Origin of the sequence: Pseudoalteromonas aliena SW19 (assembly GCF_014905615.1) — a bacterium.
Taxonomy (GTDB): Bacteria; Pseudomonadota; Gammaproteobacteria; order Enterobacterales; family Alteromonadaceae; genus Pseudoalteromonas; species Pseudoalteromonas aliena.
This window is the reverse complement of record NZ_AQGU01000025.1, coordinates 334,115-360,677: the sequence shown is the minus strand read 5'-3', so window position 1 is coordinate 360,677 and position 26,563 is coordinate 334,115. Positions and strand designations below refer to the sequence as shown.

Annotated in this window: 23 protein-coding genes and 1 pseudogene; 9 read left to right on the top strand and 15 right to left on the bottom strand. The window is 41.7% G+C overall.

All coding sequences use genetic code 11. The annotated features are described in order from the left end of the window. Nucleotides 1-87: 87 nt before the first annotated feature. From pcp to pxpB, 5 genes are read right to left on the bottom strand one after another with little or no spacing between them, the layout of a single operon-like run. Nucleotides 88-756, bottom strand: coding sequence for a pyroglutamyl-peptidase I (pcp, locus tag PALI_RS07175; RefSeq protein ID WP_193155406.1), 669 nt, complete (start codon nucleotides 754-756; stop codon nucleotides 88-90). Then, a complete protein-coding gene (locus PALI_RS07170) occupies nucleotides 749-1,774 on the bottom strand; it encodes a DUF979 domain-containing protein (RefSeq protein ID WP_193155405.1) in 1,026 nt (341 codons plus the stop codon). Before PALI_RS07170 ends, pcp begins: the two co-directional genes overlap by 8 nt. After that, the gene (locus PALI_RS07165; protein ID WP_193155404.1) at nucleotides 1,771-2,481 is read right to left on the bottom strand and encodes a DUF969 domain-containing protein; all 711 of its coding nucleotides are present in this window, start codon (nucleotides 2,479-2,481) and stop codon (nucleotides 1,771-1,773) included. The genes PALI_RS07170 and PALI_RS07165 overlap by 4 nt, the downstream gene beginning before the upstream one ends. A 28-nt stretch (nucleotides 2,482-2,509) precedes the next feature. Further along, entirely contained in the window at nucleotides 2,510-3,436 is a 927-nt protein-coding gene (locus tag PALI_RS07160; protein WP_138584181.1) for a 5-oxoprolinase subunit C family protein, read from the bottom strand. After that, nucleotides 3,429-4,094: a 5-oxoprolinase subunit PxpB gene (pxpB, locus tag PALI_RS07155; protein ID WP_193155403.1), complete on the bottom strand. Its 666-nt coding sequence runs from the start codon at nucleotides 4,092-4,094 to the stop codon at nucleotides 3,429-3,431. Before pxpB ends, PALI_RS07160 begins: the two co-directional genes overlap by 8 nt. A 247-nt stretch (nucleotides 4,095-4,341) precedes the next feature. Between pxpB and msrA the strand changes: the two genes are divergently transcribed. Beyond that, nucleotides 4,342-5,631, top strand: a complete 1,290-nt coding sequence (msrA, locus tag PALI_RS07150; protein ID WP_193155402.1) for a peptide-methionine (S)-S-oxide reductase MsrA — start codon at nucleotides 4,342-4,344, stop codon at nucleotides 5,629-5,631. Between the two features lie 179 nt (nucleotides 5,632-5,810). Here the strand turns inward: msrA and PALI_RS07145 are convergent, their stop codons facing one another. The 9 genes from PALI_RS07145 to PALI_RS07105 all read right to left on the bottom strand — a co-directional run bounded on the left by PALI_RS07145 (nucleotide 5,811) and on the right by PALI_RS07105 (nucleotide 15,643). Further along, on the bottom strand, nucleotides 5,811-6,692 hold the full coding sequence (locus PALI_RS07145) for a LysR family transcriptional regulator (protein WP_138584178.1): 882 nt from the start codon (nucleotides 6,690-6,692) through the stop codon (nucleotides 5,811-5,813). Between the two features lie 540 nt (nucleotides 6,693-7,232). Beyond that, nucleotides 7,233-7,889, bottom strand: a complete 657-nt coding sequence (locus tag PALI_RS07140) for a CoA transferase subunit B (RefSeq protein WP_007376577.1) — start codon at nucleotides 7,887-7,889, stop codon at nucleotides 7,233-7,235. Between the two features lie 14 nt (nucleotides 7,890-7,903). Next, complete coding sequence (locus PALI_RS07135; RefSeq protein ID WP_138585137.1) at nucleotides 7,904-8,602, bottom strand: CoA transferase subunit A; 699 nt, start codon at nucleotides 8,600-8,602, stop codon at nucleotides 7,904-7,906. A gap of 63 nt (nucleotides 8,603-8,665) precedes the next feature. Then, the gene (locus tag PALI_RS07130) at nucleotides 8,666-9,562 is read right to left on the bottom strand and encodes a hydroxymethylglutaryl-CoA lyase (protein ID WP_193155401.1); all 897 of its coding nucleotides are present in this window, start codon (nucleotides 9,560-9,562) and stop codon (nucleotides 8,666-8,668) included. After that, a complete protein-coding gene (locus PALI_RS07125; RefSeq protein WP_193155400.1) occupies nucleotides 9,562-11,565 on the bottom strand; it encodes an acetyl/propionyl/methylcrotonyl-CoA carboxylase subunit alpha in 2,004 nt (667 codons plus the stop codon). Before PALI_RS07125 ends, PALI_RS07130 begins: the two co-directional genes overlap by 1 nt. An 8-nt stretch (nucleotides 11,566-11,573) precedes the next feature. Continuing rightward, nucleotides 11,574-12,344, bottom strand: a complete 771-nt coding sequence (locus PALI_RS07120; RefSeq protein WP_193155399.1) for an enoyl-CoA hydratase/isomerase family protein — start codon at nucleotides 12,342-12,344, stop codon at nucleotides 11,574-11,576. Between the two features lie 12 nt (nucleotides 12,345-12,356). Then, nucleotides 12,357-13,976, bottom strand: a complete 1,620-nt coding sequence (locus PALI_RS07115) for a carboxyl transferase domain-containing protein (RefSeq protein ID WP_193155398.1) — start codon at nucleotides 13,974-13,976, stop codon at nucleotides 12,357-12,359. A 10-nt stretch (nucleotides 13,977-13,986) separates the two neighbouring features. Beyond that, complete coding sequence (locus tag PALI_RS07110) at nucleotides 13,987-15,162, bottom strand: isovaleryl-CoA dehydrogenase (RefSeq protein ID WP_077537936.1); 1,176 nt, start codon at nucleotides 15,160-15,162, stop codon at nucleotides 13,987-13,989. Nucleotides 15,163-15,208: 46 nt separating this feature from the next. Continuing rightward, a complete protein-coding gene (locus tag PALI_RS07105; protein WP_077537935.1) occupies nucleotides 15,209-15,643 on the bottom strand; it encodes a MerR family transcriptional regulator in 435 nt (144 codons plus the stop codon). A gap of 319 nt (nucleotides 15,644-15,962) precedes the next feature. On the opposite strand from PALI_RS07105, the gene PALI_RS07100 reads away from it, so the two are divergent. The 7 genes from PALI_RS07100 to PALI_RS07070 all read left to right on the top strand — a co-directional run bounded on the left by PALI_RS07100 (nucleotide 15,963) and on the right by PALI_RS07070 (nucleotide 23,682). Continuing rightward, nucleotides 15,963-17,144 carry a thiolase family protein gene (locus PALI_RS07100; protein WP_193155397.1) on the top strand — a complete coding sequence of 394 codons (1,182 nt, stop codon included), beginning with the start codon at nucleotides 15,963-15,965 and terminating at the stop codon, nucleotides 17,142-17,144. Nucleotides 17,145-17,241: 97 nt separating this feature from the next. Then, nucleotides 17,242-18,732, top strand: coding sequence for a CoA-acylating methylmalonate-semialdehyde dehydrogenase (locus tag PALI_RS07095; protein WP_193155396.1), 1,491 nt, complete (start codon nucleotides 17,242-17,244; stop codon nucleotides 18,730-18,732). Nucleotides 18,733-18,881: 149 nt separating this feature from the next. Further along, complete coding sequence (locus PALI_RS07090; RefSeq protein ID WP_193155395.1) at nucleotides 18,882-20,039, top strand: acyl-CoA dehydrogenase family protein; 1,158 nt, start codon at nucleotides 18,882-18,884, stop codon at nucleotides 20,037-20,039. 10 nt (nucleotides 20,040-20,049) lie between these two features. Further along, a complete protein-coding gene (locus PALI_RS07085) occupies nucleotides 20,050-20,841 on the top strand; it encodes an enoyl-CoA hydratase (protein ID WP_182769636.1) in 792 nt (263 codons plus the stop codon). After that, entirely contained in the window at nucleotides 20,841-21,992 is a 1,152-nt protein-coding gene (locus PALI_RS07080; protein ID WP_193155394.1) for an enoyl-CoA hydratase/isomerase family protein, read from the top strand. The genes PALI_RS07085 and PALI_RS07080 overlap by 1 nt, the downstream gene beginning before the upstream one ends. Nucleotides 21,993-22,002: 10 nt before the next feature. After that, complete coding sequence (mmsB, locus tag PALI_RS07075; RefSeq protein WP_193155393.1) at nucleotides 22,003-22,902, top strand: 3-hydroxyisobutyrate dehydrogenase; 900 nt, start codon at nucleotides 22,003-22,005, stop codon at nucleotides 22,900-22,902. A 9-nt stretch (nucleotides 22,903-22,911) separates the two neighbouring features. Continuing rightward, nucleotides 22,912-23,682, top strand: a complete 771-nt coding sequence (locus PALI_RS07070; protein WP_193155392.1) for an SDR family oxidoreductase — start codon at nucleotides 22,912-22,914, stop codon at nucleotides 23,680-23,682. 244 nt (nucleotides 23,683-23,926) lie between these two features. Here the strand turns inward: PALI_RS07070 and PALI_RS07065 are convergent. Further along, nucleotides 23,927-24,877: pseudogene (locus PALI_RS07065) on the bottom strand (integron integrase). 243 nt (nucleotides 24,878-25,120) lie between these two features. Between PALI_RS07065 and PALI_RS07060 the strand changes: the two are divergent. Continuing rightward, complete coding sequence (locus PALI_RS07060; protein WP_226894513.1) at nucleotides 25,121-26,482, top strand: biosynthetic peptidoglycan transglycosylase; 1,362 nt, start codon at nucleotides 25,121-25,123, stop codon at nucleotides 26,480-26,482. Nucleotides 26,483-26,563 lie beyond the last annotated feature (81 nt).

Here is a 26,563-nt window from a genome sequence, read left to right as displayed (position 1 = left end):
TCAGAAATATTTACTCAAGTCACATAGCTTTTACAATTAATTAAGAATAATTTATGCACCAAGTTAGAATTAGCTGCACCATAATGACTAGTGGGTGGTTCCAGCGGCTACTTTAATATCACTTTCATTGTTCAAAGCTTGATCTACTATGACTTTCAGCGCATCTATAACGGTTTCTTCATTCATACTAGGTGCACCGCTGTGGTGCACCGCTTGGCTGGGTAAATAAGGAATATGCACAAAGCCGCCTTTCATTACAGCGCAGTGCTCATTTATGTAATGCATAAGACCATACATAACGTGATTACACACATACGTGCCTGCCGTATTCGAAATGGTAGCTGGTATATTGTTGTTGTGCAATGCGTGTAACATGCGCTTTATTGGTAGGTTTGTAAAATAGGCATCAGGGCCATTTTTTTCTATTGGTGTATCTATAGGTTGATTACCTGCATTGTCTTTAATACGTGCATCGTCAACGTTTATTGCAATACGCTCTATTGATATTTCGCTGCGCCCACCAGCTTGACCTATGCACAAAACAATCTCCGGATTGTGCGATTCAATGGCGTTTATAAGCTGGCTGATAGATGTATTAAATTCACAGGCAAGTTCTAGCGTGCATATTTTGTGTTTCATGATGATAGTTTCATCAAGTTTTTGTACTGCTTGCCAAGAAGGGTTTATAGCTTCACCACCAAAAGGGGCAAAGCCGGTTATTAATACACACGCCATAGTAGAAGTTGATTTAGTCATTAAACACCAAGCTATACATTAAAATAATATTAACGGCGAGTAAGGTAACTGCCGTCGGAATTTGCACCTTTATTACATGGTACTTATCTTTTAAGTCTAAAAGAGCGGCAGGAATAATATTAAAATTGGCTGCCATAGGCGTCATTAACGTACCGCAATAGCCGCTATACATACCTAACGCAACTAAAGGTGCAGGGCTTGCGCCATGACCTTCAATTAAAAATGGCATCGCAATACCCGCAGTCATCACCGGAAATGCAGCAAACGCGTTACCCATAATCATGGTAAAAAATGCCATACCGACACAATACAAAACAACCAGCATAAAACGGTTGTCAGGGGCTATAAATAAAGTAACTAATTCTTTAATGGAATCACCTGTTTGCGCCACAATGAATACCCCACCAAGCATGGCTAGCATTTGCGGTAAAATGGCTGCCCAGCCAATAGAATCAACCAAACGACGTGATTCGCTTACGGCTTGAACAGGACTACCACCGGTTATTTTCCAGCCAACAAGCAATGCAAAAATACAAGCAATGGTTAAAGATGCAAGTGTTAAGTGGCGTTGATCAAGTAAGTAAACATTATTTATAGCCACATTATCAAATAGTACAGTAAAGACTACGGTAACAATTGGGATCATTAAAGCGGGAATAAATAACTTATTGCCTAGATTTTTAGCGCTTTGGTTTTGTTCCTGCTCACTGGGAATAGAGTAGTTCCCCATGGAAACTAAATTTAAACCGGCTAATAAAGCAATGAGTAATACGCTAATACCTACCATTAGGTACGTTGTTTGTGCACCAAGAGTTGCAATAGCAAAATCACCAAATAAAAAACTACTGCCAAACAAAAACCAAAATAGGGCAGTTGTCAGTCTTTTTGGGTGGTTTTTGTCTTGCAGGGTACGTACTACTAAAAACATCACCATGATGCCAATAAGCAGGTATATGTTTTCAATTGTCACAAGTGCTGTGCTTGAGTGCGATACATCGGCATCAACTACTTTACTCATAGTATGGGCTCCGGTGCATTGTACTTTTGAACCGCTTTTGCAATTTTACTTTCGAGTCGAGCTAGTCTAAATAAGTGAATAACTAAGGCGCACAGCGCAGTAGGGATTGCCCACAAACCAATATGTAGCGGCTCAATACCCGTTATGCCGTTTTCTTTTAAAAATGCATCCATAAGTAAAACAGCACCAAAGGCTATAAATATGTCTTCACCAAAAAATACCGCAATGTTATCAACCGCCGCCGCATGGGCGCTGATCATATCTTTTACGGGTTTAGGCAATTCGCCATATTTATTTGTAGCCGTCCCTAATGCCATAGGTGCAAGTAAAGGGCGAACTGTTTGTGCTTGCCCGCCGAGTGAGAGCAAACCAAGTGCAGCCGAGCATTCTCTAACAATAAAATAAAGAGCAAGTATACGTGCGCTGGTGGCTGTTTTAATTTGTGAAATCCAGTCGCGCGCACGTTGTTGCAATCCATAACGTTCAAGTAGTGCAATAATAGGTAAAATTAAAATGAAGCTCGCTAATTGGCGCGAGTTCATAAATTTTTCGCCAAAGGTTTGCAGCAAACTTATAAAATCAAGATTGACTGCCCAGCCGGTCGCAAGTCCTGCAAAGGTAACCACTAGTAACGGATTAAAGCGCAGTGCAAAACCGATTACTACAACAGGAATGCCAATAAGCGGCCAATAATTTAAATCGAACATAGTTTTCCTATTTATTTTTAGAATATTTTTATAGGTTATTTTTAAGTGCAAGGCTCAATTGATGTAGGTGCCCGTCAAGTTTCTGTTTTGCCTTTGCAGCTTCTTCAAACGTTACATATTTAAACTCAACCGTGTCTAAAGGTCTAAATTGTGCAAATTGATGTAAGTCGGCTTCAATAACAGTCCCTAAAAGAGGATACCCCCCAGTGGTTTGGCCATCGTTAAGTAGCACAATAGGTTCACCATTAGGTGGTAGTTGAATGCTCCCAGGGCTTACCCCGAGTGATGGCAAACAGTGCGAATGCACCAAACTACTTTTATGCTCAAGCCTTACGCCCATTCGGTTACTGTTACTACTGACTTTAAATGCGGTAGATACAAAGTTGCTTAGTAAAGGCTCGCCTAATAAGTTAGCATGGGGGCTTGGGTGAAGGCGTATAAGCTTGCGCTGGGCGGGAGCCATTGCGCCTACCTTTATAAACTCTCCATAATAAGGAGTAATAGGTATTTCATCACCAGTGGTGAGAGCTCTACCTTCAATACCACCAAAACACGCGTTTAAATCTGTGGATTTAGAGCCCATAACCTCAGTATTTTGTATACCGCCTTTCACTGCTAAATAAGCTCTTAAGCCGGCTCTACCAGTAGCAAAGCTCAGTACTTGTTTGTTTTTTACTGCGAATGTCCAACCAGGGTAAATTGCTTGTCCGTCAAGGGTTGCTTGCAAATCGGAACCATGAAGCGCAATTACTGTGTCGCAGCTAAATTCAAGCTCGCACAAACCAACGGTTATTTCTAAAACGGCATCATTGTCGTTATTGTTAAGTAGTCTATTAGCAATGATTTGTGCAAAGGGGTCTAAGCTGCCCGCTTTGCTTACCCCTAAATGGCGGTAGCCTTCACGGCCAAAATCTTGAATTGTAAGTAATACACCACTTTTGAGTACTTTAATCATGAGTTGCTCCTTTATTAACTAGCGGAACAAATTCAAGCGTATCGCCTGGTTGAATTAAACAAGGTTGCTCAGAGGTCGAATCAAACAAGGCTGTATCTGTATGGCCTATTATGTGCCAACCACCAGGGGTATCTGCGGGGTAAATTCCGGTTTGTGCAGCACCTATCGCAACAGAGCCTTTAGGAACCCTAGTACGTGGCTCATCACGCCTTGGTGTATGTAATTGCTCTTCTAAACCATGTAGGTAAGCAAAACCGGGCTGAAAGCCTAAAAATAAAACGTGGTACTTGGTGTTACTATGAATATTAATAACCTCATCAGCGCTTAAATTATGATAACGAGCCACGTAATCAATATCCTCACCCTTGTAGGTCGTTTCGATTAAGTGATGCTGCCCCTTAAAAGTACTCGTTTTAATATCATTCCACAACGAAGGTAGCACTTGTAACCACTTGTTTGCGTGTTTATCTGATTTTAAATAGAGAGTGAGCGAGTTCATAGCTGGCACCAAATCGCTAAATTCATCAGTGCTTTTACAGTGGCTGGCTAAAGCCCAAATTTTCCTTTGAATAGAGAGTCTATCTGTAGCGTCTAAATACGATGCATCAAACAGTAAACTACTGTTTGTTAATGCATAAATATGAGGAGTTGGCTTCATTAAATAAACCTATTTGTATAACATAATTTAAACGTAACACAGTTTTATTAATTTATTTACACCATTGCGACTAAGTGGTTATGTTTATTACCCAACTTACTTTAAGAGTCGTTTTATATTCAATTAATCGAATTTAACTTATTTAGGACCAAAACTTAATACGCTTCGTACTAAATAAGTAATCAGGATGAAATGAAAATTAAGATAAGGAGGTCTTAATGAGTACGCACATGTACAGAGGTAACTTATGAAACACCAGCATTTATTATATTTATCAGGCGCAGCTATTATATTTAGCGCAGGCAGCTTTGCTTTATCAATGGAAAAGGTAAAACACAGCGATGTAGAAGCCACTATGCATGTAGAAACCATTGTGCTTGGAGCTGGTTGCTTTTGGGGGGCAGAAAAACGCTACGAAGCGCTAAATGGTGTTATTGATGCTGAATCGGGTTATGCAGACGGTAATGGTTTTAAAGCAACATACAGAAATATTACTGATCAGTCTCGTCGCTTTGACGAAAATAATTACGCTGAAGTTGTGCAAGTTATGTATAACAGCAATATAATTTCGGCAGAAGATTTATTAAAAAACTATTTTGAAAGCCACGATCCAACACAAAAGAATCGTCAAGGTAACGACATTGGTACGCAATATCGTTCAATCGTATTAACGACTACCGATGCGCAAGCTAAAGTAGCGGAGCAAGTTAAATCGCAATATCAGCAGCTTTTAACTGATGCGAGCTACGGCAACATTGAAACGGTTATTAAACCGCTTCAAGGTTTTGTATCGGCAGAAGAATACCATCAAAATTATTTAGAAAAAAATCCAAACGGCTATTGCCCAGAACATTCTACGGGTGTTGTTTTTAATAAAACACCCGTAGAAAAAGTAGATAACACGGCTTTATTAGCAGGAAAGCAAATCGTAGTCTTAGATTCACGTGAATACTGCCCATACTGTGAAAAATTCAAAAAAGCAGTCGCAAATGACTATAAAGGGTCTATCCCAATGACATTCCGCCATGCTGATCAACTTGATAATTTAACTATTAAGTCAGCCACGTGGGCAACACCGACTATTTTGTTTTTAGAAAATGGCGTTGAAGTATATGGTCGTCAAGGTTATGCAACACCTGAAGAGTTTTATAAAGCACTGGGCGCTTTTAAATTAGGTAACAGTGATGCTTACAAGGTCGCGTTTGATGCGCGAACAGACAGAGCATATTGTAAAGAGTACAAAGAGTTTAAAAATACACCTGATGGTATTTTTGTAGACAAATTAAGTGGTGAGCCACTTTTTGATACGAGAGATAGGTTTAATTCAGGCACTGGTTGGTTGTCGTTTACTCATCCTGTAAAAAGCAATGTTACCCAACATGACGACAGCAGTTGGGGGATGACACGGATTGAGCTTCGCTCAAAAAGCACTGGTATACACTTAGGGCACTTATTCCCAGGTGAAGGACCAAGAGGACGCGATCGCTATTGTATTAATGCAACGGTGCTTGACTTTGTACCGCGAGATAAAGACTAAGCAGTTAATTAAGCCTGATTTTAAATCAGGCTTTTTTATATAATTTATTTTTTAAGGTGTTTATAGCAATAATACTTAATGAGTTGAGGGATTAAACCTGACGCTCACGGCATTAAAAATTCTGATATAAAAGAACTCAATTTCTGTCTTGTTATCAGCAAGATTTTACTCTCTCAAAATCATTCTTGTACTTTTCTAAAGGTATTCACAACCCACTTTGCAAATAAATCGAGAGGGTGGTTTGGCATATTCGATTCATGCTGTACTAAATAATACTTATCTTTTGTTGTTAAAGGCTGTTCAAATAATTTATACAGCCATTGCTCATCTAACCAGCTTTGGCTAATTGGCAGTGGAATAAGCGCAATCCCCATACCTTGCTGCGCCGCACGCGCTACACCAAACATACTGTCTATTTGAATAATTTGCGTAGGTGAAAAGTCATCAATCCCCGCTTTTTCAGCCCATTGATGCCATGCCCAAGGACGCGCTTTGTGTAAAATTAACGGTACTTGGTTAAGCGCTTGACGATGATCATTTTTCCATTGATCGAGCAGTTTCTTATTGCATGCAGGAATGTATTCTAGATTAAACAGCTCAGTTGCTAACCCTTCGGTGGGTTTACTAGAGGACAAAACAATGGATAAATCACTATGGCGTGTTAGCTCTTTGCGTGTTTTAAGCGTATCCATTTGTAAATTAATATTAGGATGCTCTGATGTCCACTCACTTAATTTAGGCATGAGTAGCTCGCTTGCAAAAAATTCTGGCAGAGTAATTGTTAAATTTGTATTTTGTTGCATCTGGCTAAATTCATTAATAGTGCTCTCTAACATAGTAATAATAGGAGACACTGCATCAAAAAAGTTTTTACCAGCCGTGGTTAAGCTAATTGAACGCGTTTTACGCACAAAAAGCTCAATACCAAGTTGCTCTTCAAGCTGTTTGATTTGATGGCTTACCGCAGACGGCGTTAAATACAGCTCATTGGCTGCGTGCTTAAAGCTTAAACTTTTTGCCGCAAAGCAAAAAGAGCGAAGGCCTCGAATAGGAGTTTGCATGTTTTCCAGTATTTAATTATTGGTGTAGCCTAATGCAGGCAAAAATCGAACCAGTTAGTAATTGCAATAATATCAATGAATTATGATTTTAAATTAAGGTTCCTCACAATTTTGGTGCATCATAGCAATAAATTAGTGCAAATGCTCTAACTAGTTGATTACCTATTTATGCAACTATTATAGATAAAAATTTACTACAGTAGGATGAATTAGCCTAAATAACCTGAACTCTGGATAATAAATCTATCTCGAGCAGCTATTTTCAGCGCTAACTGCGTTGAATTTACTTGCAATAGGCCCGCTATTGACGCGTAAATTCGCTTTGTGTTCACTGAAAATCTCTGGCTAGAGAAAATAAATTTAAATATCACCATGATTCAATACGTTAGTAATCTCTTAACCAGAGTTCAGGTTAAATATACTATGACAGGGTAAAAAAAATCCCTCTTGCGAGGGATTTTGGGTAACTCAGCGCCATTGGCACTGGGAATGAGGTCGGTACAGGGTAAAGCGTTATTTAAGTTAACTTATTAAAAGTTACTAAAAAACCATTTCTGGTACTTCACCATCAACAAGTAATTTACCTGCTGTTTTACTAATGATTTCATCAACCGACACGCCCGGAGCACGTTCGAGTAAATGAAATGCGCCGTCTTTAACTTCAAGTACGGCTAAATCTGTTACTATTTTTTTAACGCAATTTACGCCGGTCAGCGGTAAAGAGCAGGCCTCTAATAGTTTCGAGTCACCATGCTTACTTGCATGGGTCATAGTAACAATAATATTTTTCGCGCCAGCGACTAAATCCATCGCGCCACCCATGCCTTTAATCAGCTTTTTAGGGATCATCCACGATGCGATGTTGCCGTTCTGGTCAACTTCAAATGCACCCAGAACCGTTAAGTCTACATGACCACCCCGTATCATGGCAAAACTATCTGCACTATTAAATATGGCTGCCCCTTTGGCTGCTGTCACGGTTTCTTTACCCGCGTTTATCATATCGGCGTCTAGCTCTGCTTTAGTCGGGTACGGACCCATGCCTAAAAGGCCATTTTCGGACTGTAACATAACTTCAATATCATCCGGTACATAGTTTGCGACGAGTGTCGGAATTCCTATGCCCAAATTTACGTAGTAACCATCTTGTAGTTCTTGTGCAACGCGCATTGCAACTTGTTCACGTGATAATGCCATAATTATGCTCCCGCTTAATCTCGTGTAGTTACACGTTCAATACGTTTTTCAAAGTTGCCTTTAATAACGCGATTTACAAAAATACCAGGGGTATGAATTTGGCTTGGCTCAAGCTCACCCGGCTCTACTATTTCTTCTACTTCGGCAACAGTAATTTTACCCGCCGTTGCAGCCATTGGGTTAAAGTTCATGGCGGTGTGTCTAAACACTAAATTGCCATAACGATCGGCTTTCCACGCTTTAACAATGGCAAATTCACCCGTTATCGATTCTTCTAAAATATACGGGCGACCATTAAACTCTTTTACGTCTTTACCCTCAGCTACTGGAGTGCCGTAACCGGTTGCAGTGTAAAACGCGGGTATACCCGCGCCACCAGCGCGCATTTTTTCAGCAAGTGTGCCTTGAGGCGTAAGCTCAACGTCAATTTCGCCACTTAATAACTGCTGCTCGAATAGGGCGTTTTCGCCAACGTATGAGGCAACTACTTTTTTAATTTGCTTGTCCTGTAATAAAATACCTAAACCAAAGTCATCAACACCACAGTTATTAGATACTACGGTTAAGTCTTTTGTTTGCATCTGCTTAATTTGTTTAATTAAGCCCTCAGGAATACCACATAAACCAAAACCACCGGCAATAATGGTATCGCCGTCTTTTAATCCTTCCATTGCAGCTTCGTAACTAGAAACTACCTTATCAAAACCGGCCATGAGTCTCTCCTCATTGTGTGCTATTTGTTGTTAACTATCTTGAATCATCATTTTATGAGATAGCTATTTAGTGTGTAGTGCCACAGATACTTTGCTCACAGGTTGCTTACCAAGTACTTTGGTTATTTCCCAGCCAGCGTCACTTAACCTTTGTAAATCAATTCCATGCTCAATGCCAAGCCCTTGCAGTAAGTAAACCACATCTTCGGTGGCAACATTTCCTGACGCCCCCTTAGCATAAGGACAGCCACCAAGGCCTGCAACTGCCGCGTCAACCGTTGCTATACCTAGACTTAAAGCTGCGTAAATATTTGTTAGCGCTTGGCCGTATGTATCATGAAAATGCACGGCAAGTTTGGCTTTATCAATGTGCGTTAAAAGTAACTCGATTAATTGCGTTACTTTTTTTGCGGTGCCAACACCTATGGTATCGCCAAGGCTTACTTCGTAACAGCCTAAATCTAATAGCTTTTGCGATACACTTAATACTGCTTGCGGGTCGATCTCACCCTCATAGGGGCAACCTAGCACACAGCTTACATAACCACGTACACGAATATTATTAGCTTTAGCAAACGCCATTACTTCACTAAAGCGTTCAATACTTTCATCAATTGAGCAGTTTATATTTTTTTGACAAAACGACTCACTCGCAGCGGTAAATATAGCAAACTCTTTAATGCCGACAGCGTGCGCTGCATGTGCGCCTTTTAAGTTAGGGGTAAGGGCGCTTAAATTTACATCGGGTAAATCTAGCGCTGAAATTACATCCGCTGAGTCTGCCATTTGTGGCACCCACTTAGGGGAGACAAACGCGCCAGCTTCAATATCTTTCAAACCTGCAGCACTTAGGGCGTTAATAAGCGCTACTTTATCGGCAGTGCTTACTGTTTTTTCGTTTTGTAGACCGTCTCGCGCGCCAACTTCAACAATACGAACTTTATTTACAAAGGCACTCATTATACACCTTCCTCAGTCGTATCTTCTACGATAGCAAGTAAGGCTCCATGCGTTACCAGTTCGCCTTCACCAAAACAGTAGCTTTTTAAAATGCCGTCATGTGGTGCGTTAAGCGTGTATTCCATTTTCATGGCTTCAATAATAACAACCGCATCACCTTTGGTAATTGTGCTACCAATGTCGATTAAGTGCTTAACTACCGTGCCATTGAGTGGGGCGGCAAGCGGTAGAGCTTCACTTTCGTGCGAACTAATATAATGTTTATCAACTAGTTCAAATTTAGTTTGCAGTGCTTTATTCATCACCGTTACACTATTACCTACCGTATTATTATCTACCGTAGTTACGTGTGCGCTGTGTTTTTCGCCGTTAATAAATACACTACACAGACCATTATTCAATGCGCCTTGTAGGTTAAATACGTGCTCGTTATGCGTAATACTATAGCCCGCTGCCGTTTTTATAGCGCTTAGCTGTAAATCGGCAAAAGGGACTTTGATTGCTTGCGGTGCATTGAGTGTAAAACCGCTTAGTTGTTGCCACGGGCTTGCACTGTTTTGCGCATTTTTGGTGTTAGATAATGATTCTAAATACGCAAAAGCACCAATAAGCTGACTTGCTTGTAATAACGATTCGTTAACCGCAACTAACGAGTCGCCTTGCTCTGCAATAAAGTGTGTACTTGGCGCACCTTGTTTAAACGTAGGGTGGCTTGCTAAATTATGTAAAAAGCCAATGTTAGTGCTAAAACCCGCTAAATGAAATTGCTCAAGGGCTTGCTGTAAGCGGCTCAAGGCTTGTTCGCGATTGTCGTCGTGCACAATAAGTTTTGCGATCATAGGATCGTAAAACGGGCTGATTTCGTCGCCTTGTGCAATGCCTGTATCAATACGTACAAATTCACTGTTAAGTGGTGTATGTAGCGCTTTTATAGTGCCCGAGCAAGGGATAAAGTCGTTGGCTGGATCTTCTGCGTATATACGCGCTTCAAAGCTATGACCTTGCAATTGAATATCACTTTGAGTCAGTGGCAGTGTTTGCCCACCCGCAATATTAATTTGCCAATTGACTAAATCTACACCGGTTACCATTTCGGTTACAGGGTGTTCTACTTGAAGGCGTGTATTCATTTCCATAAAGAAAAATTCATCGCCACACAGTAAAAACTCAACCGTACCTGCGCCTCTATAATTTATAGCCAGCGCACAACGTACAGCCGCTTCGCCCATTTCTTTGCGAAGCTCGTCAGATAAACCCGGAGCAGGGGCTTCTTCAATTACTTTTTGATGACGACGTTGCAGGGAGCAATCACGGTCGCCTAAATAAACACAGTTACCGTGGTTATCTGCAAATACTTGTACTTCAACATGGCGAGGTTGGTTTACGTAGCGCTCTAATAACACTAAGTCGTTACCAAAACCGGCAATCGCTTCTCGTTGTGCGCCCTCAAGTGCGCTCATAAATTGCTTGGCGCTTTGTACTACGCGCATGCCTTTACCACCGCCACCAAAGGCCGCTTTAATTAGTACAGGGTAGCCAATTTTTTCAGCTTCACTTTGTAAAAAAGCGGGCTCTTGTTTATCGCCATAATAACCAGGTACTAACGGCACGTTAGCAGCAGCCATTATTTCTTTAGCGCGGGTTTTAGACCCCATTGCTTCAATGCTGCTTGCTGGTGGTCCTACAAAAGCAATATTGTTCGCTTCGCAGGCTTTAGCAAATTCGCTGTTCTCAGATAAAAAACCATATCCTGGGTGAATGCAATCAGCGCCGCAATCTTTGGCAACGTGTAAAATTTTGTCTGCCACTAAATACGAATCTTTACTTGGTGCAGCACCAATATGGTAAGCCTCGTCAGCCATTTTTACGTGCTGGGCATGTTTGTCTGCATCAGAATAAACGGCGACCGTAATTAAGCCCATTTGTTTTGCACTGCGCATTACTCGGCACGCAATTTCTCCACGATTGGCAATCAGTATTTTTTGTAATCGTTGTGTGTTCATAATTAATCCTACAGTTGCCAAGCGGGTGGGCGTTTATCAAAAAAAGCAGTTAGCCCTTCTTGACCTTCTTCAGATACGCGAATTTTTGCAATACGCTCTGCGGTAAGCTCAATGAGTTCATCGGTAATTGGCTTATTTGCTACATCGTTAATTAATGCTTTTGCCGCCTTTACTGCAATAGGTCCGTTATCAATCAGTGTTTGCAGCATGTTATCGAGCGCGCACTCTAAATTACCGGTTACTTGATGAATTAAACCCAATTGTTTAGCAGTATGGGCATCAAACACCTCAGCCGTTAAAAAGTATCTGCGAGCAGCGCGCTCACCAATGGCTTTAATTACGTATGGACTAATAACAGCCGGAATAAGACCCAACTTTACTTCGCTTAAGCAAAATTGTGCATCGTCTTTACTAAGGGCTATGTCGCAACAAGCAATTAAGCCCAGTGCACCACCAAAAGCAGCGCCTTGTACAGCGCAAATTGTAGGGTGTGGCGAGCTTGCCAATACCTGCATTAATTTAGCTAATTGCATTGAATCAGCTAGGTTATCGGCGTAGTTGTTATCTGCCATTGATTTCATCCAGGCTAAATCGGCACCGGCTGAAAAATGCTTACCTTCGGTTTTTAAAACCAAAGCACGAATATCAAGCGTATTAGCATGTTCAATGCATTGAATAAGCTCGTGTATTACTTCGCTATTAAATGCGTTTCTTTTTTCTGGGCGGCTTAACACAAGTACAGCCACATTAGATTTTGTTATTTGTAGTGTTACTGACATTTTGCGCTCCGGTTACATTCTAAATACGCCAAATTTTGAATCACGTTGTGGTGCGTTATTCGCAGCCGTCAACGCAAGCCCTAATACATTACGCGTGTCGGCAGGGTCTATAATGCCATCATCCCACAAGCGTGCACTTGCGTAATACGGATGACCTTGCTCTTCGTACTGATCAATTATTGGCTTTTTAAAGTCAGTGATTTCTTGCTCGCTCATGCTTTGACCTTTGCGTGCTAAACCATCTTGTTTGACTTGTGCCATTACACCCGCAGCTTGTTCGCCGCCCATTACCGAAATACGGGCATTTGGCCACATCCACATCATGGTTGGTTCAAATGCACGACCACACATACCGTAGTTACCTGCGCCGTATGAGCCGCCAATAAGTACTGTAAATTTAGGCACATCCGCACACGAAACAGCCATCACCATTTTAGCGCCGTGCTTAGCAATACCTTCGGCTTCGTATTTTTTACCTACCATAAAGCCAGTAATATTTTGTAAAAACACTAAAGGAATATTGCGCTGAGCACACAGCTGAATAAAGTGCGCGCCTTTTTGCGCCGACTCACTAAATAAAATACCGTTATTAGCCACTATGCCAACCGGGTTGCCATAAATACTGGCAAAACCGGTGACGAGCGTTTCACCAAAGTAGCGTTTAAATTCATCAAATGATGAGTCGTCTACTGTGCGCGCTATGACTTCGCGTACATCAAACGGCTTTTTAAGGTCGGTACCGACAATGCCGTAAAGCTCGTTAATATCGTAACGTGGTGGTTTTACATCATCTAACTCTTGTTTAAGTAACGGCGCGGTCGGACGTGTGTAATTAATACGCTCAATACATTGGCGCGCAATAGAAAGCGCATGGGTGTCATTTTCAGCGTAGTGATCGGCAACACCCGACACTTTACAGTGCACATCGGCGCCGCCAAGTTCTTCGGCGGTTACTTCTTCGCCTGTTGCTGCTTTTACAAGCGGCGGGCCTGCTAAAAATATAGTGCCTTGATCTTTTACAATAATGCTTTCATCGGCCATTGCAGGTACGTACGCCCCACCTGCGGTACATAACCCCATTACCACGGCAATTTGTGGGATACCTTTACCTGACATGCGGGCTTGATTGTAAAAAATACGACCAAAATGCAGCTTATCTGGAAATACATCGTCTTGCTCTGGCAGATTTGCACCGCCCGAATCTACAAGATAAATACACGGTAAGTGGCAGCGCTCTGCGATGTCTTGTGCACGTAAATGCTTTTTAACGGTCAGCGGAAAGTACGTACCGCCTTTAACCGTGGCATCGTTTGCAATAATCATGCATTCAATACCCTTAACACGGCCTATACCGGCTACAACGCCAGCACACGGTATTGCTTGTTCGTACACACCAAAGGCAGCAAATTGTGAAATTTCTAAAAATGGTGAGCCTTCGTCAATTAACGTAGTTATGCGGTCGCGTACAAATAATTTACCCCGACCTTCGTGGCGCTCTTTTAACGCAGCGCCACCACCTTGGCTAATTGTGGCTACTTTATCGCGTAAATCATCCACCAGCGTTGACATGTTTTTATGGTTTTGTATAAACGTTGGATCGTGAGGATTAACGCTCGATTTTAAAATCGTCATGGCTTAATCCTTAACGGCTTTCAGTGAAAAGTTCGCGGCCAATAAGCATGCGGCGTATTTCTGATGTACCTGCACCTATTTCGTATAGTTTTGCATCACGCAGTAGGCGGCCTGTGGCGTATTCGTTGATGTAGCCATTGCCACCTAAAATTTGAATTGCATCTAGCGCCATTTTAGTTGCAAGCTCTGCGGCGTATAAAATGGCACCAGCGGCATCTTTACGGGTGGTTTCACCACGGTCACACGCTTTAGCTACCGTGTATACATATGAGCGCGCAGCATTCATTTGTGTATACATGTCGGCTACTTTACCCTGAATTAACTGAAATTGACCAATAGGGGTATCAAACTGTTTACGCTCATGAATATACGGCACAACTATATCCATACACGCTTGCATTATACCAAGTGGGCCTGCTGCAAGTACTACGCGCTCGTAATCAAGGCCACTCATAAGTACCTTAACGCCTTCGTTTAAGTTACCTAAAATATTCTCCTGGGGCACTTCGCAGTTTTCAAATACCAGCTCACAGGTGTTTGAGCCGCGCATGCCCAGTTTATCGAGCTTTTGCGCCGTTGAAAAACCAGGGAAGTCACTCTCAACAATAAACGCGGTAATGCCTTTAGCGCCGGCGTTTAAATCTGTTTTAGCGTAAATTACTAACGTGTGTGCGTCAGGACCATTGGTGATCCACATTTTATTACCGTTTAAAATGTACTTATCGCCTTTTTTCTCGGCTTTGAGTTTCATCGATACCACGTCAGAGCCCGCATTAGGTTCGCTCATTGCAAGGGCACCAATGTGCTCACCACTAATAAGCTTAGGTAAGTATTTTTCTTTTTGAGCTTGTGTGCCGTTACGGTTAATTTGATTAACACACAGGTTTGAATGCGCGCCATAGCTTAAACCTATAGAGGCACTGGCACGGCTAATTTCTTCCATAGCAATAACATGTTCTAAGTAACCTAACCCTGCGCCGCCAAGTTCTTCAGATACGGTCATACCCAGTACGCCCATTTCGCCCATTTGTGTCCAAAGTTGATTTGGAAAAGCGTTATCTAAATCCGTTTTTTCAGCAAGCGGGGCAATCTCCTGACTTGCAAAACTATTTACGTGGTCGCGGATCATATCGGCAGTTTCGCCAAGGCCAAAGTTCATTTCTTTATATAGTGAAATAGTGCTCATGATTCATTCCTGTGTGTCGTCAGTGTGTTGTTATTCTTAAAATAGGCTACTCGTCTATTTTGTTAAGTGTGTCTCTGCAGCGGCGCTCCGCTGTTACTAATTCCATCAGAACAACTTTAATGTCGTCCATTTGTTGTGATAGATCTGATTTTTTCTCTGCAATTAAGTCGAGCATAGTAACTAACTGTTTTGCGCTTGATTTATCTGCGTCGTACAGTTCAAACAAACGGCCCGTTTCGGCCAATGTAAAGCCAAGGCGTTTACCGCGTAATATTAGTTTTAAACGCACTTTATCGCGCTTTGAATAAATACGGGTTTGTCCGTTTCGCTCAGGTGTAACGAGCCCTTGATCTTCGTAAAAACGAATAGAACGGGTGGTAATGTCAAATTCTTTAGCAAGTTCGCTAATGCTGAATGTTTGTTCATTACTGGCTGGCAGGTTGGCTGAACTTGCAAAGTTTGTTTGATTATCTGATTTCATAGCTGTATTTACCTCATTCGAATAACCCCAATATAAGTGAAGTTTACGTAAAGGTAAAGCTTGGCGTGATTTGAAACTATTTATTAAGGAGTTCGAGTATTAAATGGTAAGTCATATTGTTAATATTCAATGACTTGTTTTTATTTGTTCGGTGCGCTCTTACTGCTGGAGAATAATGTTTACACTTTTAAAACTAAAAATTAAACTGTTTTTAGTTGACGTTGGCGTAAACGTTAGTATTGTGTAGGGTAATCGAATAATAAATGAATAGAGCAAATATACTAACAACTATTTGCATATAAATACAACGGAGTTAGTTATGACTTTAGAATCAGTGGTAATTGTAGCAGCAAAACGCACCCCAATGGGTGGATTTATGGGAGCGTTAAGTGATGCGCAGTCTACCGAGCTTGGCGCTACCGCCATTGCAAGTGTACTCGCACAAACTGGTTTAGCTAATGATGCAATAGACGAAGTTATTATGGGCTGTGTATTACCCGCAGGCCTTGGGCAAGCACCTGCACGCCAAGCAATGTTAAAAGCAGGGCTTGCACTTAGCACAGGTGCTACAACAATTAACAAGGTATGTGGCTCTGGTTTAAAAGCGGCCATGCTTGCAAACGATTTAATTAAAGCGGGCTCTATACAATCAGCTATTGCTGGTGGCATGGAAAGCATGACAAACGCACCGTACTTTATTCCAAAAGCGCGTGGCGGAATGCGCATGGGTCACGGTGAAATAAAAGATCACATGATGAGCGATGGCCTTGAAGACGCCTACGACAACAAAGCAATGGGTTGTTTTGCACAAGACACCGCCGACGAATATGGCATTGGTCGTGAGCAAATGGATGCATTTGCGTTAGGCTCACTAAGTAAAGCAAAAGCGGCAATACAAAACGGCAGTTTTGATAACGAAGTTGCCCCGCATACGATGCAAACACGCAAAGGTGATGTAACAGTATCGATTGATGAGCAACCTGGTAATGCCCGCCCTGAAAAAATACCAAGCTTACGTGCAGCGTTTAAAAAAGACGGCACCATTACAGCGGCTAATTCATCGTCAATTTCAGACGGTGGCGCAGCGCTTATATTAATGAGCGAATCAAAAGCAAAAGAGCAGGGCTTAACACCGCTTTGTAAAATTGTGGCGCACAGTACGCATTCTCAAAAACCAAGCGAGTTTACCGTAGCGCCAGTAGGGGCGATGAATAGCGTGCTTGAAAAAGCAGGTTGGGCTGTAAACGATGTTGACCTTTGGGAAATTAACGAAGCATTTGCCATGGTAACTATGCTGGCTATTAACGAGTTAAAACTTGATGCAAGCAAAGTAAACGTCAATGGCGGCGCGTGTGCATTGGGTCACCCAATTGGTGCAAGCGGCGCGCGCATTTTAGTCACACTTATTCATGCCCTTAAAAACCGTGGCCTTAAAAAAGGCATTGCTTCTTTATGTATTGGTGGCGGTGAAGCAGTTGCAATGGCTGTTGAGGCATACTAAGTAATATTTAAACACTAAAATACGCAGCACCAAAATCAATAATAAAGCTGCGTTTTTTAAAATAAAAACAAACACACTGACACAATAGGATTTAACCATGCACCAAGTTCCACTACTTATAGACGGCGAATTTATTCAATCAGTATCAAAAGAGCTTATCGATGTGATAAACCCTGCAACTCAAGAAGTACTTGCACAAGTGCCATGTACCACCGAGTCAGAAATGGACGCGGCAATTGCCTCAGCCTCTGAGACGTTTAAAGCATGGAAAGACGTACCCATTACTGAACGTGCTCGCATTATGATGAAGTACGCGGCGCTATTAAAAGAACACCACGATGAGCTTGCTACCATTATTTGCCACGAATTGGGTAAAACATTTGAAGATGCAAAAGGCGATGTGTGGCGCGGTATTGAAGTAGTAGAACAAGCAGCGAATGCTCCATCATTAATGATGGGTGAAACAATGGAAAACGTAGCGCGCAAAATCGATACGTATTCTTACATGCAGCCACTTGGTGTATGTGCGGGCGTAACACCATTTAACTTCCCTGCAATGATCCCCCTTTGGATGTTCCCGCTGGCTATTGTGTGTGGTAACACCTTTATTTTAAAACCGTCTGAGCAAGATCCACTTACACCGATGCGCTTAGCAGAGCTATTTATTGAAGCCGGCGCACCAAAAGGCGTATTACAAGTTGTTCACGGTACAAAACCACAAGTAGACCGCCTATTAGAAGATAAAGCCGTACGTGCTATTTCGTTTGTTGGCTCGTGTGGTGTAGGTGCTTATATTTATTCTAAAGGCACACAAAACCTAAAACGCGTGCAAGCGTGTGTTGGCGCTAAAAACCACATGGTTATTATGCCTGATGCAAGTAAATCGCACGTTGTTAACAACCTAGTAGGCGCATCAGTCGGCGCTGCGGGTCAGCGCTGTATGGGTATTTCGGTTGCTGTATTTGTAGGCCAAGCAAGTCAGTGGGTAGATGAAATTAAAGCAGGCTTTGAAAATGTACGCCCAGGCGTGTGGGATGATGCAAATGCGGCATACGGGCCGCAAACATCAAAAGCAGCAAAAGCACGTATTTTATCACTCATTGCTGGTGGTAAAGAGCAAGGCGCTACCTGTTTAATTGATGGTTCTGACTTTACGGTTGAAGGGTATGAGCAAGGTAACTGGGTTGGCCCAACGTTATTTACCGATGTAACCAAAGAGATGGATTTATACAAAGAAGAAATATTTGGCCCCGTACTGGCGTGTATGTTTGTAGACACGCTTGATGAGGCAATCGCCCTTATTAACGACAGTCCTTACGGTAATGGTACCTCGTTATTTACGTCAAGCGGCGCAGTGGCTCGTAAATTCCAACACGAAATTGAAGTAGGCCAAGTCGGTATTAATGTGCCAATTCCGGTGCCACTGCCGTTCTTTTCGTTCACTGGTTGGAAAGGCTCGTTTTACGGCGATACACACACCTACGGTAAACAAGGTATTCGTTTTTACACAGAAACTAAAACGATTACCTCACGTTGGTTTGAAGACGATATTGCGTCGGGTCCAAACATGAGCATTAACTTAAAGTAATCATGATTAAAACGAATAACTAATAATAAAAAAGATGGGCGCGAAGGCTACTTCACACACAACACACATAAGTCTTCGCCGCTCGTCACGAACGACTCCCGTAACGGGAAACGCTAACAACACAACTTACACAATTAAAGAGGTCTAACATGGACTTTAACTTATCAGAAGATCAACAAGCCTTTGCGCAAACAGCACGCCAATTTGCCGAGTCGGAACTTGCACCCTATGCAGCAAAATGGGATCGCGAGCATATTTTCCCTAAAGACACGATTAAAGCAGCGGGTGAGCTTGGCTTTTGTGGTTTATACACGCCAGAGGATGCCGGCGGCCTTGGTTTATCACGTTTAGATTCGAGTATCATTTTTGAACAGCTTGCTATGGGCTGCACAGCAACTACGGCCATGTTAACCATTCATAATATGGCCACGTGGATGGTAGCAAGCTTTGGTACCGATGCAGTTAAAGACAAGTACGTAGAGCAATTAGTCATGGGTGAGCTACTTGCCTCCTACTGTTTAACAGAGCCAGGCTCGGGTTCAGATGCCGCGTCACTTAAAACAAAAGCCGTGCTTGAGGGCGATGAGTACGTTATTAACGGCTCAAAAATGTTTATATCGGGCGCTGGCGAAACCGAAGTATTAGTGGTAATGGCACGTACAGGCGGCGAAGGCGCAGCGGGTATTTCTGCATTTGTAGTGCCTGCCGATGCAAAAGGTGTTGAATACGGCAAAGCTGAGGAAAAAATGGGTTGGAACGCACAACCTACACGCCTAATTAGCTTTGAAGATGTCCGCATTCCTGCGCACAACTTATTAGGTGCTGAGGGCGAAGGCTTTAAATTTGCGATGCAAGGTCTTGATGGCGGCAGGATAAACATTGCAACATGTTCAATTGGTACAGCACAGGCAGCACTCAATACCGCCCGCGAATATTTAAAAGAACGCACACAATTTGGTAAGCCATTGGCTGCGTTTCAAGCATTGCAATTTAAAATTGCCGATATGAACACCGAGCTTGTAGCTGCGCGCCAAATGGTCAGGCTTGCTGCATTTAAACTTGATAATAACGACGTTGAAAAAACCACTTACTGCGCCATGGCTAAACGTTTTGCTACCGATGTTGGCTTTACTGTGTGTAACGACGCACTGCAAATTCATGGTGGTTACGGTTATATAAAAGAATACCCGCTTGAGCGCCATGTACGTGATGTACGCGTTCATCAAATTTTAGAGGGCACTAACGAAATTATGCGTGTGATTATAGCGCGCCGTATTTTGGCTGAGTCTGCAAGCGACGTTTTATAAGGAGCAATGTATGTCAGAATCTAAATCTAATCCGAGTATTGAACTTACAACCGAAGGTCATGTTGCTATTTTAACTATGTCTAACCCGCCAGCAAATACCTGGACAAAAGACACCCTAGTTGATTTAAAAAATACCGTTAATGAGCTTAATAATAATAAAAATATTTATGCATTAGTACTGACTGGTGAAGGCGAGAAGTTTTTTAGCGCAGGTGCCGACCTAAACGTATTTGCTGGTGGCGATAAAGGCGTAGCCGCCGATATGTCGCGTGTATTTGGTGAAGCGTTTGAAGCGCTTACTAATTTTAGAGGCGTGTCGGTTGCAGCCATTAACGGCTATGCAATGGGTGGCGGGCTAGAAGTTGCCCTTGCGTGCGACGTACGTATAGCGGAAGAGCAAGCACAAATGGCGCTCCCTGAAGCTAAAGTAGGGTTGTTACCGTGTGCGGGTGGCACACAAAATTTAGCATGGCTAGTTGGCGAAGGCTGGGCAAAACGCATGATTTTATGCGGCGAGCGCCTAAAAGCTGATAAAGCTCTGCAAATTGGCTTAGTAGAAGAAGTAGTACCACAGGGTGAAAGCTTTGCGGCCGCATTAAAACTGGCCAACCAAGTAGCCGATCAAAGCCCTACCTCAGTTGCAGCGTGTAAAACATTGATTCAAAAAGGGCGCCATCAACCAATGGCAAGTGTATTGCCTCTTGAGCGCGAGTTATTTGTTGGTTTATTTGATACCGAAGATCAACAAGAGGGCGTAAATGCCTTTTTAGAAAAACGCCGCGCTAACTGGGTAAATGGCTAATGAGTGCTTTAACATTATTAAATAGCGCCGATGAGCCCGTGGTATTTGAAACCGCAACCGCAGAAAACGGCAGTTTAATTGGGCTTATTACACTCAATGCGCCAAAAGCCTTAAATGCACTTAATTTTGAGATGATCAAATTACTTGAGCCGCAATTGCGAGCTTGGCAAGACGATGATGCTATTGCAATGGTGTTGTTAAAAGGCGCAGGCGATAAAGCATTTTGTGCAGGCGGCGATGTTGTAAGCCTTCATCATGCAATGGCGCAAGGTAAACCAACAAGCTTAGTTGAAGAGTTTTTTACGCTTGAGTACAAGCTTGATTACCTTATTCATACCTTTGATAAACCAATCCTTGTTTGGGGTAACGGTATAGTGATGGGCGGCGGTTTAGGGTTAATGGCCGGTGCTAGCCACCGCGTTGTAACCGAAACATCTCGCATTGCCATGCCAGAGCAAACCATAGGTTTATACCCAGATGTAGGCGGCAGTTACTTTTTACATAAAATGCCACAAAACGTGGGGCTATTTTTAGGGTTAACGTCGGCATCAATTAACTGCGACGACGCGCGTTTTGTATCACTTGCCGATCACTTTATCGACAGCACTAAATATGATTCCATGCTTACGCAAATTTTAACTGCAAAGTGGGGCAAAACCGCAAGTTTAAATCATGAGCGTTTAACTAAGTTATTAACCGATTTAGACAACCAATCTGCGCGTATGCCAAAAGGCAATATAAAAGCTAATTTAAAAACGATTCAAAAGCTGGGTGAATTTACAACCTTGCAGGAGCAAGTTGATTATATTTTAGGGCTAACCACTGATGATAAGTGGCTACAGCGCGCTCAAAAATCACTTAAACACGGATGCCCACTAAGTTGTGCACTCGTTAGTGAGCAATTAAAAACAAGTAAAGGCAAAAGCTTATTAGCGTGTTTTAAAATGGAGCTAGGTATGTCGGTTCGCGCTGGCGAAGTAGGTGAATTTCAAGAAGGTGTAAGAGCGCTATTAATAGATAAAGACGGCGCACCTAATTGGCAATACAAAACATTAAGTGATGTACCACAAACAATAATAGACAGCTTTTTTGTTAATCGTTTTGGCGAAAACCAACCACTCAATGGCTTAGACACGCCAATACACAAATAAAGGAAAGACGATGACTAAACTCAATATCGGTTTTATCGGCTTAGGCAATATGGGCGGCCCAATGGCGGCTAACTTAATTAAAGCTGGACATACTGTGAGTGTGTTCGATTTAAACCAGTCGGTCGTAAATGAACTTGCAAGCAAAGGCGCAAAAGCCGCAGTTGATGCAAAGCAGTGCGCAACAAATGCTGACGTACTTATTAGCATGTTACCTGCGGGCAAACATGTTAAATCCCTATACTTGGGTAATAACGGCGACAGCGGTTTAATTAACGTGCTGAGCAAAAATACATTAGTAATTGATTGCTCAACAATAGATGCAAAATCAGCACGTATTGTAGGCAGCGCACTTGGTAAACAAGGCATAAGCTTTGTAGATGCACCAGTATCGGGCGGAGTTGCAGGCGCAACTGCAGGCACACTTACTTTTATTGTAGGCGGCGAAAAAGCCGCGTTCGATAAAGCACATACAGTGCTGAGTGATATGGGTAAAAACATATTTCATGCAGGCGATATTGGCGCAGGACAAGTAGCAAAAATATGTAATAACATGCTACTTAGCATTTTAATGGCAGGCACCAGCGAAGCACTGCAAATGGGTATTAACAACGGCCTCGATCCTAAAGTACTTAGCGACATTATGATCGCAAGTTCGGGCCGTAACTGGACGCTTGAGCTTTACAATCCTTGCCCAGGTGTAATGGATACCGCACCGGCTAGTAACGATTACAAACCAGGCTTTATGGTTGATTTAATGGCTAAAGATTTAGGCCTTGCCATGGAAGCCGCGCAGCAAAGTAATTCATCAACCCCAATGGGTTCAATGGCTAAAAATTTATACACTATGCTACAGCACCAAGGTGCGGGTAGTGATGACTTTAGTGCCATTTTTAAACTGTTTTCTAAGTAGGAGCAACGCGTGGAAATTAAAAATAACACGGTAGTAATAACCGGTGGCGCACAAGGTTTAGGCTTTGCAATGGCGCAAAAGTTTGCACTTATGGGCGCAAACATTGCTTTAATAGATATGGCACAAGACTTATTAAACACCGCATGCGAGCAGTTAACGCAACTTGAGGGTGTCACTGGCAGCATTAAAGGGTATGCCGCAAACGTAACAAATGAGAGCGAAGTAGAAAACGTATTTAATACTATTAACAGCGATTTTGGCCACATTGGTGTGCTTATAAACAACGCCGGTATTTTACGCGACGGCATGTTTATAAAGGCAAAAGACGGTAAAGTCGTTAAAAAAATGTCTCTTGAGCAATTTCAATCAGTGATTGATGTAAACCTGACCGGTGTGTTTTTAGCAGGGCGGGAAGCGGCAAGCCACATGATTGAATCAGGCAAAGGCGGCGTTATAGTTAATATGTCGAGCGTAGCGCGAGCAGGTAACATAGGCCAAACAAACTACGCAGCATCAAAAGCAGGCGTGGTGGCACTTACCACCACATGGGCTAAAGAACTTGGTCGATTTGGTATACGTGTAGGCGCTATTGCACCAGGTGTTATAAGCACCGCCATGACCGACGCCATGAAGCCCGAAGCGAAACAGCGTATGCTTGCAGTAACACCCGTAGGGCGCTTAGGCGAAAGCGACGAAATTGCCCATACTGCACAATACATAATCGAAAACGATTTTTTTACCGGTCGCGTGGTTGAAATAGACGGCGGTATTCGTTTGTAAAACAGGCGGGATTAAGGTTGATTTAAAAAGCATGGCTGTTGTGGGCTGTGCTTTTTTGTTTAAATAAGGAGATTTATAATCTTGAAAAAGGACTAATAACGGCGTTGGCATTTTTGTTGTAAAACATGAGTAGGATACCCGTTGAATTAAAGCGTAGAACATTTTAGCGTTCTAATTAACTGCGTTAAAAACTTCTCATATAGACAAACAATATAACTAAATTTTTGCCTTGTTACTGAGATATTTATAATCTTGAAAAAGGGCTAACAACACCATTAGCACCTTGTTGTAGTACATGGGTATATATTTGTGTGGTACGCACGTCGCTGTGACCTAGTTGTGTTTGTACTGTGCGTATATCAGCGCCATTTTGCAGTAGATGAGTAGCAAAAGAGTGCCTTAATGTATGAGGTGTTATTATTTTTGTTAACCCTGATTTTTGGACGGCTTTTTTAACCTCTTTTCTAATACAAGAGTGATGAAAATGATGTCGCCTTATTTCACCACTTTGAGGATCTGAACTTAACATATGAGAAGGAAATAAATACTGCCATGCTAGTGTTTTTGCGGCTGAAGGATATTTTTTTGTTAAGGCATATGGCATCCACGCGCCGGCATATTTAGTGTTATTTAAATCAAGCTTTAGGTAGTCATCAACGTTTAAAATTTGAGTTCTCAGCATAGAGATCAGCTCTGTAGCGAGCGTTACAATACGATGTTTATTTCCTTTGCCATTCCATACTTGAATACATTTATAATCAAAATCAATATCTTTCACCCTTAATTGCACCGCTTCCATTACTCTTAAACCACTTCCATACATAAGGGCTGCAATTAAATAATAGCGCTTATTTAAATGAGCCATCAACATTTTAACTTCCTCTGGGGTCATCACGACAGGGAGCTTTGCTTGTTTTTTACTACGGGCAAAATTTAAATTTAATGAAAGTTCGTTTTTTATTATGTGCTTGTATAAAAATGACAATGAATTGAGTGCAGTCGCAAAAATATTGAATGTGCATAGAAGCTTTCAGGCGAATACGATAATGTCTCCCATTGAGGCGGGATGGCGTTTATTATGAAAATGGATATAAGATGCAATCCATCTTAGGTAAGTATCTACGGTGCGTAATGAATACTGACGTACCAACATATAATCGGCTATATAATTTAAAAATGGAGAACGTGTTTTCATATTACCATTAATAATACTGTATTTATATACAGTACAGTTGTGCTGCACCCATATTCAAGAAAATGAGCGACGAGCGCATTTTGTCTTTTATTGAGAGTTTGAGTGCTAATAAAAAATTATATATAGCAATGTGTTAAGTTATTTGTTAAAAAAGAATTATTGAATACATGAGCGTGACATTGGCAGATATATGCGCGATGAGCGCACTATAAAATTGTTAAGCAATATAATGGAAATCGAACGTTGATCGAAGAAGACTATAAAAAAGGGTGGCGGCAGCATTTTCCTACTTACCATTTTGATGATCGCGATATAGCTTTGGAAGAGTATAAGGTTGCAGCTAAAAATCTAGAGTCAGAAGAACGAGTTTTCCTAAATGCATCAAATGTAACGCTTGTCTCATCTGCAGCATTAGGTTCGTTATTGGTTGGTTCATCAAGTCAACTAATTACTGTTTTTAATGGAATTATCCCCCCATATATTATTTCATTAATTCTATTATCTATAATTAGTAGCTTTTCTTTCATCAGTCTAAAGTATTTTTCTGACCGGCAGCGGGCAATAATATTTTCAGGAAGAAAAGTCATTATTTTGAGGCGGATGTTAGGATTAAGCTACGGAAATATCCAGCTTCTTTTGCCCAACTGGAGAGTCGAAGGAGCGGATCAACCCCTTGCCTTAAGGTTGTTTCCCGGGTGGCTGACATATGCTGCGTACCCATTCTGGATTATTTCCATTATTTCCAGCTCTGTAGTGTTGTTTTTAAGTGCCTACTTTATAAAACAAAACCCCAGTGTTTTCTCATCTGAATTTAACTCTATCTTTATTTTGTTAATGGGATTTACTTGGTCTGCCCTTGCAATGATGATCTATCGTTCATCCTTGCTTGATACGCATGAAACATCGAGACTTTTATTTTACAAGTTTATATCTCGGATTATAGGGTTGCCATTAACTGAAAACATTGAGTACATTGTTTATCGTGCAAAATTAGCAGTTTACGAGACTGATAGACTTAAAGTTTCTACTAAGAACATAAAGAAATTTCTCATTTTTATAGAAGATAAAGACTTCTATAGCCACTCTGGTATTAGTTATAAGTCGCTTGCGAGAAGCCTATTGGGTGTAATTAAAATAAAGCCTCGATCTGGAGGTTCAACTATTGTCCAGCAGCTCACTCGAACGCTCTTCATTACAAATTTAAGTAAGACAAAGCGGCGGAAATTTATTGAGCTAGCATTGGCTCCTTGGATTACAAGTGTATTCAGCAAGGATCTAATTCTCGATATTTATATTTCCTCAGTGCGCTTCGAACGTCGACAGTTTGGGGTTATCGAAGCTATGGAACACTTCTGGGACGAAGTTGAATGCAGTCCTAGTAACGCGCAAGCTTTTTTTCTTATAGAAAGGGTTAGTAATATTAGGTCTAAATTGCTCGTTAATAAAATTATTGAAACAGTACTGTCTGCAAAAGAACAGGGATTAATGAGCGCTGATGATATAATAAACCTTGTTGAGTTATATAGTGAGGCTGTTGAAAATAGGAAAATAATAGCGGATCAAGCTGAATTGCTTAAATTATCTGAGGGCGTAATAAATGCTTAACAAAAGCATAAAAATCGACGTTCGTTCCTCACGCGCTTTATGCTGGCGTTAGCGATACGAAATTATATTGGAGAAGTTGAT